The organism is Streptomyces sp. LS1784 (assembly GCF_020103755.1).
Lineage (GTDB): Bacteria > Actinomycetota > Actinomycetes > Streptomycetales > Streptomycetaceae > Kitasatospora.
Genome location: NZ_JAHSQD010000186.1, coordinates 1 through 14,122, shown reverse-complemented (window position 1 = coordinate 14,122; position 14,122 = coordinate 1). Strand labels below are relative to the sequence as shown.

General features: G+C 72.7%; 12 protein-coding genes and 1 pseudogene. 10 read left to right on the top strand and 3 right to left on the bottom strand.

The features are described from left to right. The first annotated feature begins 151 nt into the window (after nucleotides 1–151). The 7 genes from grpE (at nucleotide 152) to KS423_RS21495 (ending at nucleotide 7,908) form a co-directional block, all read left to right on the top strand. The gene (gene grpE, locus KS423_RS21525) at nucleotides 152–991 is read left to right on the top strand and encodes a nucleotide exchange factor GrpE (protein WP_224281205.1); all 840 of its coding nucleotides are present in this window, start codon (nucleotides 152–154) and stop codon (nucleotides 989–991) included. A gap of 31 nt (nucleotides 992–1,022) precedes the next feature. Beyond that, nucleotides 1,023–3,590: an Hsp70 family protein gene (locus tag KS423_RS21520; protein WP_224281204.1), complete on the top strand. Its 2,568-nt coding sequence runs from the start codon at nucleotides 1,023–1,025 to the stop codon at nucleotides 3,588–3,590. Continuing rightward, nucleotides 3,587–3,910, top strand: coding sequence for a hypothetical protein (locus KS423_RS21515; RefSeq protein ID WP_224281203.1), 324 nt, complete (start codon nucleotides 3,587–3,589; stop codon nucleotides 3,908–3,910). Before KS423_RS21520 ends, KS423_RS21515 begins: the two co-directional genes overlap by 4 nt. Before the next feature lie 99 nt (nucleotides 3,911–4,009). Continuing rightward, nucleotides 4,010–4,258 carry a chaplin gene (locus KS423_RS21510; protein ID WP_224281202.1) on the top strand — a complete coding sequence of 83 codons (249 nt, stop codon included), beginning with the start codon at nucleotides 4,010–4,012 and terminating at the stop codon, nucleotides 4,256–4,258. Nucleotides 4,259–4,397: 139 nt separating this feature from the next. Beyond that, nucleotides 4,398–6,029: an AMP-binding protein gene (locus KS423_RS21505; RefSeq protein WP_224281201.1), complete on the top strand. Its 1,632-nt coding sequence runs from the start codon at nucleotides 4,398–4,400 to the stop codon at nucleotides 6,027–6,029. 64 nt (nucleotides 6,030–6,093) lie between these two features. Continuing rightward, a complete protein-coding gene (locus tag KS423_RS21500) occupies nucleotides 6,094–6,537 on the top strand; it encodes an SRPBCC family protein (RefSeq protein ID WP_224281200.1) in 444 nt (147 codons plus the stop codon). A gap of 102 nt (nucleotides 6,538–6,639) precedes the next feature. Then, nucleotides 6,640–7,908, top strand: coding sequence for an APC family permease (locus tag KS423_RS21495; RefSeq protein ID WP_224281199.1), 1,269 nt, complete (start codon nucleotides 6,640–6,642; stop codon nucleotides 7,906–7,908). 29 nt (nucleotides 7,909–7,937) lie between these two features. Here the strand turns inward: KS423_RS21495 and KS423_RS21490 are convergent, their stop codons facing one another. Together KS423_RS21490 and KS423_RS21485 are read right to left on the bottom strand one after the other, a co-directional pair. Beyond that, nucleotides 7,938–9,557 carry a hypothetical protein gene (locus tag KS423_RS21490; protein WP_224281198.1) on the bottom strand — a complete coding sequence of 540 codons (1,620 nt, stop codon included), beginning with the start codon at nucleotides 9,555–9,557 and terminating at the stop codon, nucleotides 7,938–7,940. A 247-nt stretch (nucleotides 9,558–9,804) separates the two neighbouring features. Further along, complete coding sequence (locus tag KS423_RS21485) at nucleotides 9,805–10,206, bottom strand: YccF domain-containing protein (protein ID WP_224281197.1); 402 nt, start codon at nucleotides 10,204–10,206, stop codon at nucleotides 9,805–9,807. A gap of 310 nt (nucleotides 10,207–10,516) precedes the next feature. Between KS423_RS21485 and KS423_RS21480 the strand changes: the two genes are divergently transcribed. Then, complete coding sequence (locus tag KS423_RS21480) at nucleotides 10,517–11,494, top strand: VanZ family protein (RefSeq protein WP_224281196.1); 978 nt, start codon at nucleotides 10,517–10,519, stop codon at nucleotides 11,492–11,494. A 12-nt stretch (nucleotides 11,495–11,506) separates the two neighbouring features. Here KS423_RS21480 and KS423_RS21475 read toward each other — a convergent pair whose 3' ends face one another. After that, on the bottom strand, nucleotides 11,507–12,553 hold the full coding sequence (locus KS423_RS21475; RefSeq protein WP_224281195.1) for a YncE family protein: 1,047 nt from the start codon (nucleotides 12,551–12,553) through the stop codon (nucleotides 11,507–11,509). Nucleotides 12,554–12,680: 127 nt separating this feature from the next. On the opposite strand from KS423_RS21475, the gene KS423_RS21470 reads away from it, so the two are divergent. Next, on the top strand, nucleotides 12,681–13,595 hold the full coding sequence (locus KS423_RS21470) for a LysR family transcriptional regulator (protein ID WP_224281194.1): 915 nt from the start codon (nucleotides 12,681–12,683) through the stop codon (nucleotides 13,593–13,595). Nucleotides 13,596–13,723: 128 nt separating this feature from the next. Further along, nucleotides 13,724–14,122 (top strand): annotated as a pseudogene (locus KS423_RS21465) (hypothetical protein); the annotation flags it as partial.

Below are 14,122 nucleotides of genomic sequence, written 5' to 3'. Positions count from 1 at the left end.
CGCTGCCGCCCGCCGCCCTGCCCGCCCTCCACCGCGCCGAGCTGGCCGCCGACTTCGCCGAGCCGGCCCCCGGCGGCGCCGACCCCGAACCGCCCGTCCCCGCCCGCTACGCGGCGGACCTGTCCGTGCTGCCGCAGATCGAGGTTCCGGAATGACCGACGCACCCACCGACGTACCCACCGACGTACCCGCCCCCTCCCTGCTCGACGGCCGTCGGCGGCTGGAGGTCCCGCCCGGCGTCGAGGACGTCGACCTGGAGCAGGCGTTCGGCCGGCTGCTCTTCCGGGCGTCCCTGCTGGGGAGCAAGCTGACGGAGCAGAAGCAGGCCGCCCGGGCCGAGCAGCGCGAACTGCTGGGCATCCTGGTCGAGGTGGACGACGCGCTCGCCGCGCTCCGCCTGAACCCCGAACTGGTGGCGCTCGGGCGCGGCGACGGCCTGGAGGCCACCCGGCGGCGGCTGCTCGGGCAGCTCGCCAAGGCCAGGGTGCGGCCGATGCGCCTGGAGGGCATGACGGCCGACCCGGACCTGACCGAGATCGTGGGCACCGAGGCCAGGTCCGGGGTGGCGCCGGAGACGGTGGTGCGGACGGTGGTGACCGGGTTCTTCTGGGGGGACGAGGTGCTGCGCCGGGCCCAGGTGGTGGTCGCCGCACCGGAGCCGGATCCGGACCCCGAACCGCAGGACGGGCCGGCGGTGGCCTCGACGGAGGCGGACCCCGCGCTCCCGGAGCCGGCGGGCGTCGAACCGGGGACACCCGAGGTCACCGCGGCCGTCGAGCCCGTCGAGTCAGTCGAGCCCGAGAGGTCCGAGGCCGTCGAGGCGGAGGCGCCCGGGACACCCGAGACACCCGGGAAGCCCGAGGCCGTCGAAGCCGTCCCGCCCGCCACCACCACCGCCGCGACCGCCACCCGCGCCCAGCCCAAGGCGGCCCCGCCCCGGGCCCGCCGCCGGGGCAAGGCCGTGGCCAAGCAGGCCAAGCGCAAGAAGTAGCCAGGACCACGAGGGGCAAGAGGGGAACGACATGTACCGCACACTCGGCATCGACCTGGGCACCACCAACTCCGTGGTCGCCCACCTGCGCCGGGGCGAGCCGGAGATCATCTTCAACCGGCAGAACCAGGAGGCCACGCCCTCCGTGGTCGGCAGCGGCCGCAAGGGCGAGCTGCTGGTGGGCTCCACCGCGCGCAGCCGGATCGCCATCGACGGCGCCAACGTGATCCGCTCGGTCAAGCGCTTCATGGGCCGCAAGTTCAAGGACCCGCAGGTCCAGGCGGCCCTGAAGGAGGTGGACTACAAGGTCACCGCGGGCACCGACGGCGACGTCAACGTCTGGTTCAACGGCCGCTCGTACACCCCGATCGAGATCTCCGCGATCATCCTGCACCGCCTCAGGGAGGATGCCGAGCAGCGCTTCGGCGAGCCCTTCCACCGGGCCGTGATCACCGTCCCCGCGTACTTCGGCGAGCGGCAGGTCGCGGCCACCCAGGAGGCGGGCCGGATGGCCGGCCTGCACGTGCTGCGGATCATCAACGAGCCGACCGCCGCCGCCCTCGCCTACGGCATCACCTCCGAGGCGGGCGACGAGGGCAGGACCGTCCTGGTCTACGACCTCGGCGGCGGCACCTTCGACATCTCCATCCTGCTGCTGGTGCCCGGATCGGTCTCGGTGCTCGGCATCGAGGGCGACAACCTGCTCGGCGGCGACGACTTCGACCGCGGGATCACCACCGCGCTGCTGGAGGACATCCGGGAGGAGTACGGCTCGGAGTACCAGCCCGACCTGCGCGACCGTCCGAAGATCGCCGCCACCGCCGAGACCATCAAGATCGAGCTCTCCAACCAGGAGTCCTCCGAGGTCATCCTGCCGGGTCTGGGCGCCGGGCAGCTGGTGCTGGAGACGGAGTTCGAACGGGCCCGCTTCGAGGAGCTGATCGAGGCCCGGATCGAACGCACCATCGAGCTGACCCACAAGGCCATCATGCAGGCCAACCTGACCGTCGGGGACATCGACGAGGTGGTGCTGGTCGGCGGCTCGACCGCGATCCCGCTGGTCGCCCGCCGGCTCGGCGAGGTGTTCGGCCCCCGCCGGATCCGGCGCGGCGTCAACCCGATGCAGTGCGTGGCGCTCGGCGCGGCCGTGCAGTCCGCGCTGGTCGGCGAGGTGGAGTGCCCCGAGTGCCGGGCCCCCGGCGACCTGTCCGCCTCCAACTGCGCCAACTGCGCCACCACCCTGCTCGGCGGCGCCCGGGTCTCCTGCCCGACCTGCCACATCCCGGTCGACGCCGACGCCGCCGCCTGCCCCAAGTGCGAGCAGGCCCTGGACGGTTCGGGCGGCGGCGCGACGATCCCGCAGCAGACCCGGGCCACCACCGTGGTGCGCGGTGACAACTGCCCGCGCTGCGGCACCCCGGCCGCCCCCGGCGTCACCGCCTGCGAACTGTGCGGCGAGCCGCTCAACTCGGCCGCCCCCGGCCACACCAGGGTGGCCACCAGCGCCGCCGAGGACGTAGGCCTGCGCTGCGCCGCCTGCGGCGTGGTCAATCCGCCCGGCTGCGAGGTCTGCCCGGGCTGCGGCGAGCTGGCGCAGGTCACCAACCCGTTCGACATCACCCCGAAGAACCTCGGCATCGAGCTGAACGACGGCCGCCTCGCCGTCATCATCCCCAAGAACACCAGCTACCCGACGAGTTCGCCGGTGAGCCGGGAGTTCGTGGTCTCCGGCAGCGGCCGGCAGCGGCTGGAGGTGGCGGTCTACGAGGGCGAGCACGAGATCGCCCAGCAGAACGAGCTGATCGGCCACCTCACCCTGAGGCTTCCCGAGGGCCTGGGCGGCCGCACCCCGGTGGAGGTCTCCTTCGGCCTCGACCGGGACCGCACCATCACCCTGTCGGTGCGGATCCAGGGCGGCGCCGAGAAGACCGTCAAGCTGGAGCGGGTCACCCTCGACCCCGAGCTGAAGGTGCAGGTCGAGGAGCAGCAGCGGCAGGTCGAGTCCTTCACCGACCGCTGGGGCGGCGAGCTGACCGAGGCCGAGATGCGTGAGACGCAGCGGCTGATGGACACCCTGGACGACCTGGCGGCCGGGCAGACCCGCGGCCAGTCGGTGGACGCGGCGCTGGAGAGGGCCCAGCAGCAGCTCAAGGCCCAGCGCTGGGTGCGCGGCTCCGAGGCGTACCTGAGCCTGTTCATCCACTACTGCGAGAAGCACCTCGACCCGAGCGACCTGGACCGGCTGCGGTCGGTGGCCGCCGAGCTGCGGCTGCGCCGCGAGGCCGCCGACTGGGAGGGCGCGATGCGCGCGGCCCGGAAGGCGGACGAGCTGTGCGACTCGCTCGGGCACACCATGCGGATGCTCACCATGTGCAACGTCTACGTGACCCAGAACATGGTCTCGCCCGCCCTGGCCCAGCTGATCATGGCCGAGCTGCGCGGGCTGGACGCGGCGGTGGAGGCGCCCAACATGGCGGACGTCAACCGGCACATGTCGAACCTGCTGGCCCTGTACGCGCAGGCGGAGCGGGAGCTGGGCAGCGAGCCGGCCCAGGAGTCGCTCGGCCCGGTCCGGCCGGAGGAGGCGGGGCCGCGATGAGCGCCGTGGACGCCTTCTCGGGGGCCCCCGAGGTGCTGTGCCCGCTGTGCAGGGTGCCGGCGGATCCGCAGGCCCTGTGCTGCGCCTCCTGCCGGGAGGACCTGTCGGTGCTGTTCCGGCTGCGTTACGCCGGACGGATCGACTACAACCGGGCGCTGGACGCCCTGGCGGCCGGGGACCGGGCGCTCGCCCTCGGGCTGCTGCACCGTGCGGTGGCGGCCGAGCCGGGGCTGCACCCGGCCCGGGAGCTGCTGGAATCACTGAGCGTCGCCGCTCCGGCGGCCGCGGCGCCGGCGGGTCGGGAGGGCGACACGCCCTAGGTCGGGGCAATCCCGGCGCGCCGAGGAGCGGATCGCTTGTGATCGAGGGCGAGTGTGATCGGCACACTTGAAATCGCCACCCTCACAAGGAGTGTCGCAATGCGTATGCGCACCACCCTCGCCGCCACCGCCCTCACCGCGGCGGCGGTCCTCGCCGGAACCGGGACCGCCGCTGCCGGCGGTGGCGGCGGCGCCACCGCCTACGGTGTCGCCGCCAACTCGCCCGGCTTCCTGTCCGGCAACCTGGTCCAGATTCCGATCGACGCGGACGTCAACGTCTGTGGGAACTCGGTCGGCATCCTCGGGGGCGGCGGCCCGACCTACGGCATCATCTGCATCACCAAGTGACCCCGCGCGCTGGGGCCGTCCGTCGCACCCGACGGGCGGCCCCAGCGCCGTGTCCGTACCCCCGTTCGGGGGTGGCGGCGCGGGGCCGGGGCCGCGAGCATGGTCCCTGTCCCGCACCGCCGTCCCCAGGAGCCAGCCCGTGCCGACCACGCCGACCCCACGCAGCTACGCCTCCGGCACCTCGGACGTCCCGCTGCTCGGCGACACCATCGGGGAGAACCTCGACCGCGCGGTGCGCGCCCACCCCGAGCGCGACGCCCTGGTCGACCGGGCCACCGCCCGCCGCTGGACCTACGCCGAACTCGGAGCCGACGTCGACGCCCTGGCGCTCGGCCTGCTGGAACTCGGGATCGCCAAGGGGGACCGGGTCGGCATCTGGGCCCCCAACTGCGCCGAGTGGACACTCGCCCAGTACGCCACCGCCAAGCTCGGCGCGATCCTGGTCACCGTCAACCCGGCCTACCGTGCCCACGAGTTGGAGTACGTGCTGAACCAGGCCGGCATCCGGCTGCTGGTCGCCGCCGAGCGCTTCAAGACCTCGGACTACGCTGGGATGATCAAGGAAGTCCGGCCCCGCTGCCCCGAGTTGGAGCGCGTCCTGCTGCTCGGCAGCCCCGCCTGGGACGCCGTGCTCGCCGCCGGGAGGACGGACGACCCCACCCGACTCGCCGAGCGCCAGGGCGAGTTGGCACCCGACGACCCGATCAACATCCAGTACACCTCCGGGACGACCGGCTTCCCCAAGGGTGCGACGCTCTCGCACCACAACATCCTCAACAACGGCTACTTCGTGGGCGAGCTGCTCGCCTACACCGAGCAGGACCGGATCTGCATCCCGGTACCCTTCTACCACTGCTTCGGGATGGTGATGGGCAACCTGGCGGCCACCTCGCACGGCGCCTGCATGGTCATCCCGGCCCCCTCCTTCGAGCCCGGCGCCACCCTGGCCGCCGTCGCCGCCGAGCGCTGCACCTCGCTGTACGGCGTGCCGACCATGTTCATCGCCGAGCTGGCCGACCCGGACTTCGACCGCTACGATTTCGGCAGCCTGCGCACCGGCATCATGGCGGGCTCGCCCTGCCCGAGCGAGGTGATGAAGGAGGTCATCGGGCGGATGGGCATGACGCAGGTCTCCATCTGCTACGGGATGACCGAGACCTCGCCGGTCTCCACCCAGACCCGGGTCGACGACCCGGTCGAGCGGAGGGTCACCACGGTGGGCCGGGTCGGTCCGCACCTGGAGGTCAAGGTGATCGACCCGGCCACCGGCCGTACCGTCCCGCGCGGCGAACCCGGCGAGCTGTGCACCCGCGGCTACTCCGTCATGCTCGGCTACTGGGGCGAGCCCGAGCGCACCGCCGAGGCCGTCGACGCCGCCCGCTGGATGCACACCGGGGACCTCGCGGTGATGGACGAGGAGGGCTACCTCGCCATCACCGGCCGGATCAAGGACATGGTGATCCGCGGCGGCGAGAACCTCTACCCGCGCGAGATCGAGGAGTTCCTCCACACCCACCCGGACATCCTCGACGTCCAGGTGATCGGTGTCCCCGACACCAAGTACGGCGAGGAGCTGATGGCCTGGATCCGGATGCGGGAGGGCGCCGAGCGGCTCACCGCCGAGACCGTCCGCGCGTACTGCACCGGCCGGCTCGCCCACTTCAAGATCCCGCGCTACGTGCACGTGGTCGAGGAATTCCCGATGACGGTCACCGGGAAGATCCGCAAGGTCGAGATGCGGGCGGAGGCCCAGCGCATCCTGGGACTCTGACCGGGGCCCTCCGGCCGGGTGTGTCCGGGGAGCGCGGTGGCCCGCCCGGCGGGAGAGTGTGATCATGCCCCTCGACGTCACAGTGGAACGCCTGATCCCCCTCCCGCCCGCCGCCGTCGCCGCCTACGCGATGGACTGGCGCCACGACTCCGAGTGGACCCGGGCCATCCGCACCGCCACGCTCACCCGGGAGGCCGACACCGGCGGGTTCGGCGTGGGCGCCGAGGTCACCCGGAGCGCGCACTTCCTGGGCCGGCCGACGAGGTACGTGCTGCGCGTGGCCGGCTACCACCCGCCGACGGTGCTCGACATGGTTCCCGTTGCCGGGCCCCTGGCGATGCGCGTCACCTACACCTTCGAGCCCACCCAGGCCGGCACCTTCGCCCGCATCCGCGTCCGCGGCTGCCCGGCCGGCCTCCAGTGCCTCGCCTGGCCCCTGCTCGCCCTCCCGGTCCGTGCCGCCCTGGCCGAGGACCTTCGAGCGCTGGAGGCCCGACTGACCGGGTGACCGCCGTCCGAGGTCCAGCCGTCCCGCAAACCTGCGCCTTCCGTTTCCCCCGCTCGGGTAGGGTGCGCCGACACCACAGCCGGATCGGGAGAGGTACAGCGCATGAGTTCGTCGCCGGCGGCGGCCGGGCCGGGGGAGTTGCGGCGACACCTGGGGGTGTTCGACGCCGTGGTGATCGGGCTGGGCTCGATGATCGGCGCGGGCGTCTTCGCCGCGCTCGCGCCCGCGGCCGGGGCCGCCGGCTCCGGGCTGCTGGTCGGGCTGGCGATGGCCGGCGCGGTGGCGTACTGCAATGCGACCTCCTCGGCCCGGCTGGCCGCCCGCTACCCGCAGTCCGGCGGCACCTACGTCTACGGCCGGGAGCGGCTCGGCGAGTTCTGGGGGTACCTGGCCGGCTGGGGCTTCGTGGTCGGCAAGACCGCCTCCTGCGCCGCGATGGCCCTCACCGTCGGCTCCTACGTCTGGCCCGCCCAGGCCCACGCCGTCGCGGTCGCGGCCGTGGTGGCGCTGACCGCCGTCAACTACGTCGGCGTGCAGAAGGCCGCCTGGCTGACCTGGGCGATCGTGGCCGTCGTCCTGGCGGTGCTCGCCGCCGTGGCCACCGCCTGTCTGACGAGCGGCGAGGCGGACACCGGTCACTGGACCATCGGTGCGGACGCCGGCTTCCACGGTGTGCTCCAGGCTGCCGGTCTGCTGTTCTTCGCCTTCGCCGGGTACGCCCGGATCGCCACGCTCGGTGAGGAGGTCCGCGACCCGCGGCGCACCATTCCCCGGGCGATCCCGCTGGCCCTCGGCATCACCCTGGTCGTCTACGCCGCCGTCGCCCTCGCCGTCCTGGCCGTGCTCGGCCCCGAACGCCTCGCTCACTGCGCCGCGCCGCTCGCCGATGCGGTCCGGGCGGCCGGGGTGCCGGGCCTGGCCCCGGTGGTGCGGGCCGGTGCGGCGGCCGCCGCCCTCGGCTCGCTGCTCGCGCTGATCCTCGGCGTCTCGCGCACCACCCTGGCGATGGCCCGCGACCGTCACCTCCCGCACCCACTGGCTGCTGTCCACCCCCGCTTCGGTGTCCCGCACCGCGCCGAGCTGGCCGTCGGCGCGGTGGTCGCCCTCGCCGCGGCCCTCGGCGACATCCGCGGCGCGATCGGCTTCTCCTCCTTCGGCGTCCTCGCGTACTACGCCGTCGCCAACGCCGCCGCCTGGACCCTCACCCCCGCCGAGGGCCGCCCCCCGCGCGCCGTCCCGTTCCTCGGCACGGCCGGCTGCCTCGTCCTCGCCTTCTCCCTCCCCACCGCCTCCGTCCTCTGGGGCGCCGCCGTCCTCGCCCTCGGCGCCGCCGCCTACTTCGCGCGCAAGGCCCTCACCCGCCGGGCCTGAGCCCGGGAACGCGGACGGCCGGCACGGCCCTACGGTGCCGTCAGCCACCTCCCGGCCAGCCGACGCATCTTCCGCAGTCCGGCGGAGGCTCCCGGCGGACGGACCGCCAGGAACAGGTCGATTTCACGGCATACGCGTTCGGTGTCCTCGCGGTTCTCCGTCACCCGCGCCTTGGCGAGACGCTGCCCCAGCTCGGCGATGACGGCGCCCAGATCGGAGCCGGTGAGGTAGGTCTCGGGATCCACCGCGCCGCTCGCGGATCGCGAACCTGACACCTCCGTCCGACGGGCCTCCGCGAGAGCGGCTCGCCAATAGGACAGCACGGCCTGGACGACCGTCGGTGGAGGCACTACCAGTCCGCGTTCCAGGGCTGCCGCCCGCTCCAACGCTTCGGCGAGTCCGAGCACACCGACACGAGTGCGCTGCCGGCCGAGCTCGTGCATCAGCGACATCAGCTCGCCCTCAGCGGCAAGGGCGCGTTGTTCACGGGCCCAGGTCCGGATCCGCTCGATGTCGGCTGCGTGAGCCCTGCGGATGTCGTGCGGTAGCTGCGGATGCAGTGATTCGAGAGCCTGGGCGATCTCGATCGCGAGTGCGGCATCTCCGAATTTCCTTGCTTCCAGGAACCTCGTCTTCAAATCCTGGTACTTCTTCGTCCTGTCCTCGGCCAGGGCCGAGGAGGGCGCCGCACCGCCAGCCGGGCCGGTGCGGTCCACAAGGGCCAGGATCTGCCGTCGATCGGGCTCCGACAAGGACGAGACGGGTATGCCGACACGCTTGGCGAGATGGTCCCACGTGAGCGTGTAGCCACCTCGGGCGGCTACGACCAGGGCTTGCCGGACCTTGGCGGCTATCGCTTCGAGATCCCTGACGGCCCCGGGCCCGGGCAATGCCTGTTGCCGGCTCGGTACGGGGCTCGGCTCGACCGGAGGGGCCGGGCTGATCGCGGCCGGGGTGACCTTCTTCGCCGACGGCCGAGCGGTGAAAGGGGTGGATATCCCGCTCCTGGTCACCCGGCAGCGGGAGAGGTCCGCCCAGTCGATCTCCGTGCCGGAGAACTGTGTGCCCACCTGTATCGCACGGGCCGTCCCCACCGTCTCGAACTTGATCCGCAGGGCGTATCCGCGCCGATCCATGTCCTCGTACGCGGCAGCGGCCGCCGCGGTCCCGAACAGCCAGTCGACGTGGTCCGCGCCGGATTCGAGCTCCTCGGACATCGACCGCCACGAGTCCACGCTGAGGCTTCCCAGCTGCACCCTGAGCAGGTGCCTTCTCCTACTGCCGGAAAACGCCACCGCACTGTCCCTGCTGCCTGGCTTCCCGATGAGCGACGCGGAGTTGGGAAAACCCTGTGCGTCGAGCCAGGCGGTCAGGTCCCGCTTGGCGAAGAGGTGATCGGCACTGCCGACGCCCGCATGGCGGCGCTGGCAGACGTTGGGAATCCCGTCCGGGTCGGGGAAATGGGCGAAGTGGCACACCCGGTCCAGATAGCGCTTGCCGCTCAGCTGCTTGCCACAGCCGCCCAGGAGCACGCCGCACCAAAAACTGTCGCTCCGGTGCACCCGACGAAACCGGTCGAGGTCGTCGTAGTCGGGCGGGAGGATGATCGGAGTGTCCGATCCGGGATGACCGAGCACGGCCGTCTGCACGCTCCGGCCATCTGCAGCTCCGCTGATGGGGGCCTCCCTCCCGTCGGCGTTCTCATGCAGGACCCGTCGACCGCGATCACTACAGGCGGTCAGCCTTCCAGGGCACGGCCCGGTACTCAAGGGCCTGTGCGGCAACGGTTGTGCTCAGAGCCTCCGCAAGGCACTCACCCGCCGGGCCTGAGCCCGGAAACGCCGACGGCCGGCGAGGGCTGCTGCCCTTCGCCGGCCGTCCGCGATTCCGTTCCGGTTACCGTGCGCCCCACTCCTGGTCGGTGGAGACGATCTCGCGGCCGAGCGGCATCAGCGAGACCGGGATCATCTTCAGGTTGGCCCACCCGAAGGGGATGCCGATGATCGACAGGAACAGCGGAATGCTGGTGATCAGGTGCCCGAGCGCCAGCCACCACCCGGCGAACACCAGCCAGATGACGTTCCCCACGCAGGACGCTGGCCCGGCGTCCGGCCGCTCCACCGCCGTCCGCCCGAACGGCCACAGGATGAACCCGGCGATCCGGAAGGACGCGATGCCGAACGGAATCGTGATGATGAGCACGCAGCAGATAATTCCTGCAAGCGTGTAGGCAAGCGCCATCCAAATGCCGCAGAAAATCAGCCAGATGACATTGAGGATGAACTTTATCGCCTTCATGGGCGGTACCTTCTCACGACTGGTGGTCTTGCATCTACGACCTGGCCATGCCCGCCTCCGAACGTGTCTATGCCCCCTAGGGGTCGTTTCTCCGGGCTCCGTCCGGGGCACTGCCCAGCCCACGGCCGGGACGACGCCCACCGCATTCGGACGCAACCGGGCCTGGGAAGGGCAGTGCCACGGCTGGGGTAGCGTTCCACTTTCCAGCAACCGGCCTGCCCTGTCGGCCCCTTGACCGGAAGACCTGATGATCGAGGCAAGCTTCTCGGCCGCCCCTGCTCTTTTGCCCGTGTTCGCTGTTCTCGGGTTGATGTTCTCCGCCGCAACCGCCTGGTGGGCCCGGCGGAAGGGCGTCACGGTGTTGCCGGCCGTGCTGTGGGGGCTCAGCCTGGCGGGCGAGCTGGCGGTGACGCTGACGCCGACGGCCGCCGGGTACTCGGGGCGGCCGAGTTGCACGATCGGGCCCGGCATGTGGGTCGACGCGACGGCGCAGCAGGGGCTGATGAACGTCGCGCTCTACGTTCCGCTGACGTTCTTCGGCGTGCTGCTGTCCCGCAGGCCGGCCACCGTGCTGGCGGGCTGTGTCGTGCTGTCCGGTGTCACCGAGGTCGTCCAGACCCTGCTCGGGACCGGACGTGCCTGCGACGGGGCGGACTTCGTCGACAACGCGGCCGGCGCGCTGCTGGGGGCGGCCCTCGCCGTCGGCTGGCTGCTCGTGCGGCGACGCGGCCTCCCCCGGGCACGCCGGGACCTCGTCCACGGGCTGGTGCTGGGTGTCGTCGGGCTGGCCGGCGTCGGACTGGTGGTGCACTTCGGCGTCCGGACGTACCGGGACGCGCCGGGCTTCGCCGCCGCGCCGTCCGATGACATCGTGACGGCACAGCGGGTGGCGGAGGGCCTGTTCGGTCCGCGCACCCTGGTGACCACCACCACGACCACCGCCGACCCGGGGTTGCCCCAGCAGATCATGGACGTCACCACCGACCGTGGCGACTTCCGGATCGAGCAGCCCAGCGGCCGCCTGCTCGCCGCCACCGCCACCGCGCCCCCCGCTGCCGACTCGCCTGCCCTCACCCCGGAGCAGGTCGTCGCGGCCGGCACGGCCTTCGCCGACACCTGGTTCGCCGACCGGATCGCGGGCCTGACCCCGACCGTCACCCCCGCCGGTCCGAACGGCTCTTCCCGAACGCTCAGTTACCGCCGAGACGGTGAGGCCTCAGGGCGGCCGCCGGTGCACGTCGACCTGACCGTGGCCGCCGACGGCCGCATCCTGACGGTCACGTCGTAGCCGTCCGGCGGCTCATGCCGGGCGGGGGAGGTAGGCCAGGCCGTGGGCGCCCGGGGCGGCGAGCTTGGGGATGGTCAGGCGGGAGACGCGGGTGAGGGTGTCCAGGTCGATGATGTCGACGGTGGAGGAGACGACGCCGGCGACGTAGGCGAGGCCGCCGTCCGGGGAGGAGGCGATGGTGAGGGGGAAGAGGCCCACCTCGACGGATCCGATCAGGCGGTGGTCTTCGGAGGCGAACACGGTGAGGCGGACGGGGAGTTGGCGGCCCAGGGCGGAGCCGGGGTCGGGCGCCGACCGGACCTCGCCGACCAGGAGCCTGCCGGTCGAGGTGAGGTGGACCGGGAGGGCCGGGGACTGCGTGGGGAGGACGGCCGCGACGGTCGCGCTCGGAACGTCGATGACGCGGATGCCGGGGGCCGCGGCGGGGGCGGCGGAGGTGGAGAGGTACGGGCCGGCGGCGTAGACCCGGGTGCCGTCGGGGGAGACGGCCAGGCCTTCACTGCCGGGAACCTCGACCTTGGCGGTCAGAACCCCGCGTTCGAGGTCCACGACCGAGACGAAGGGAGCCTCCTTGTTGGTGGCGAAGCCCGTCCGGCCGTCCGGGGTGACGGCGAACCAGTGCGGGCCGGGGGCGTCGGTGTCGATCCGGCCGAGCGGGCGGCGGGTCTCGGTGTCGATGACCACGACGCCGCCGGGGCGGTCCTCGCCGCCCTCCACACTGACGTAGAGGCGGCGCCGGGCCGTGTCCAACGCCAGTCCGTGTGGGCCGTGTTCGGGGGCGAGGTCGATCACGTCGACGATGCGGCGGGTGTCGGCGTCGATGACGGTCAGCTCGGTGCGGCGGCCGCTGTTGGCGTGGTAGTAGCCCGAGTGGTAGGCGCTGCTGCACCAGAGCAGCCGCTGGGTCGGGTCGAAGCACAACTCGTGCGGCTCGGCGAGGACGTTGACGGTGTCGAGGTGGCGGTCGGTGGCGGCGTCGAAGAACGACACGGTCGGGCCGCTCTGACTGACGACGGCGAGGACGTCACCGCAACGGGCGGCACGGGAGAGCTGTGACATGAGGACTCCTCAGGGAGGGCTTCGCGGTCACCTCCACCTTCGTCGGCGGCACCGGCGGCAGCAATGCAAGAATCGGCATCGGATAGTTGCCTAGAACGCAAAGACAGAGCTCAGGAGCTTGCTTCCGATGGACCTCAACCTGCTGCGGGCCCTGGACGCCCTGCTCCAGGAGAACAGCGTGACCCGCGCGGCCGAGCGGCTCGGCACCTCGCCGGCGGCCGTCAGCCGGATGCTGGCCCGGCTGCGCCGCGCCGTCGAGGACCCGCTGCTGGTGCGCGCCGGGCAGGGCCTGGTCCCGACCCCGCGGGCGATCGAACTGCGGGACGAGGTGGGCGCGTTGCTGCGAGGCTGCGACAACGTGCTGCGTCCCGGCGCCGGGTTCGACCCCGTGCACCTCGACCGCACCTTCACGGTGCAGGCAGGTGAGCTGCTGCTGGTGCGGACGGCCGGCGCCCTCGCCGAGCGGGTCCGGGCGCAGGCGCCGCGGGTGGACGTGGTGTTCCTGCCGGAGACCCTGGAGGGCGGTCCGGCGCTGCGACAGGGCCTGGTGGACGTCGAGCTGGGCGTGCTCGGACACCTGGACCCGGAGGTCCGCACCCGCCGGCTGCTGAGCGTCCCGCTGGTCGGTCTCGCCCGTAGCGGTCACCCGCTGTTCGACGGCCGCCGGATCACGGCCCGGCGCTTCGCCGCCGTGGACCACATCGGCGTCTCCCGGCGCGGCAAGCGGCTCGGCCCGATCGACACCGCGCTGGCCGGACTCGGGCTGCGGCGCCGGGTGGCGGTCGTCGTGCCCAGCCACACCGGCGCGATGCTGCTCGCCCGGGACAGCGACCTGATCACCCTCGTCCCGGCGGACTGGCTGCCGGACACCATCGCCGCGCTGGGCCTGCGCACCTTCCCGATCCCGCTGGACCTCGCCGCGCTGGAGCTGGGGATGGCCTGGCACCCGCGCAACTCGGCCGATCCGGGCCACCACTGGTTCCGCGAGCACGTGGCGGCCGCGGTGCTGGGCGGTGCGGTGGCCGAGGCGGCGGAGGACTGAAGCGCCGCGGGCACCGATGACACGGTAGGAGCCGGGAGGGTGAACGGGGCGGCCCCGGCTCGGCTCGCGGCGTAGGGCCGGGATACCCTGCGGGGGTACACGAAGGCGGGCGGGAGGGGAGGCGGAGGATGGCGCGGTTGCGGCCGTTCGGCCGGCCGGTGCCGTGGGCGCTGCGTCTGCTGCTGTTCGCCGCGCTGCTGCTCGGCATCGTGACCATGCACACGCTCGGCCATCCGGGCGGCGGGCACGGCTCCGGTGGGCACGGCGGCTCCGTCGGGCACGGGGGAGCGGGGACGCATGCCTCCGCGATGCACTCGGCGGAACACTCCGCGATGCGACCGGCCGAGGCCGGGCAGCACGGCCCGGCCGTCGAACCCGTGCACGCCGACCGCCCAGCCGTCGCCGCCGACGCGGTGGCGGCCGACCCCATCGCCCCCGGCGGCATGGACCCGATGGCGGTCTGCCTCGCCGTCCTGGCCGGCTGGACCCTGGGGGTACGCCGGGGTTCGCGGACCTGCTCGATCGCG

Bases quoted from the DNA above. Each gene is read 5' to 3' on its own strand.
- KS423_RS21495 (WP_224281199.1), top strand. From the start codon at position 6,640: ATGAGTTCGTCGCCGGCGGCGGCCGGGCCGGGGGAGTTGCGGCGACAC.
- KS423_RS21485 (WP_224281197.1), bottom strand. From the start codon at position 10,206: ATGAAGGCGATAAAGTTCATCCTCAATGTCATCTGGCTGATTTTCTGC.
- KS423_RS21500 (WP_224281200.1), top strand. From the start codon at position 6,094: ATGCCCCTCGACGTCACAGTGGAACGCCTGATCCCCCTCCCGCCCGCC.
- KS423_RS21520 (WP_224281204.1), top strand. From the start codon at position 1,023: ATGTACCGCACACTCGGCATCGACCTGGGCACCACCAACTCCGTGGTC.
- grpE (WP_224281205.1), top strand. From the start codon at position 152: ATGACCGACGCACCCACCGACGTACCCACCGACGTACCCGCCCCCTCC.
- KS423_RS21480 (WP_224281196.1), top strand. From the start codon at position 10,517: ATGTTCTCCGCCGCAACCGCCTGGTGGGCCCGGCGGAAGGGCGTCACG.
- KS423_RS21515 (WP_224281203.1), top strand. From the start codon at position 3,587: ATGAGCGCCGTGGACGCCTTCTCGGGGGCCCCCGAGGTGCTGTGCCCG.
- KS423_RS21470 (WP_224281194.1), top strand. From the start codon at position 12,681: ATGGACCTCAACCTGCTGCGGGCCCTGGACGCCCTGCTCCAGGAGAAC.
- KS423_RS21510 (WP_224281202.1), top strand. From the start codon at position 4,010: ATGCGTATGCGCACCACCCTCGCCGCCACCGCCCTCACCGCGGCGGCG.
- KS423_RS21475 (WP_224281195.1), bottom strand. From the start codon at position 12,553: ATGTCACAGCTCTCCCGTGCCGCCCGTTGCGGTGACGTCCTCGCCGTC.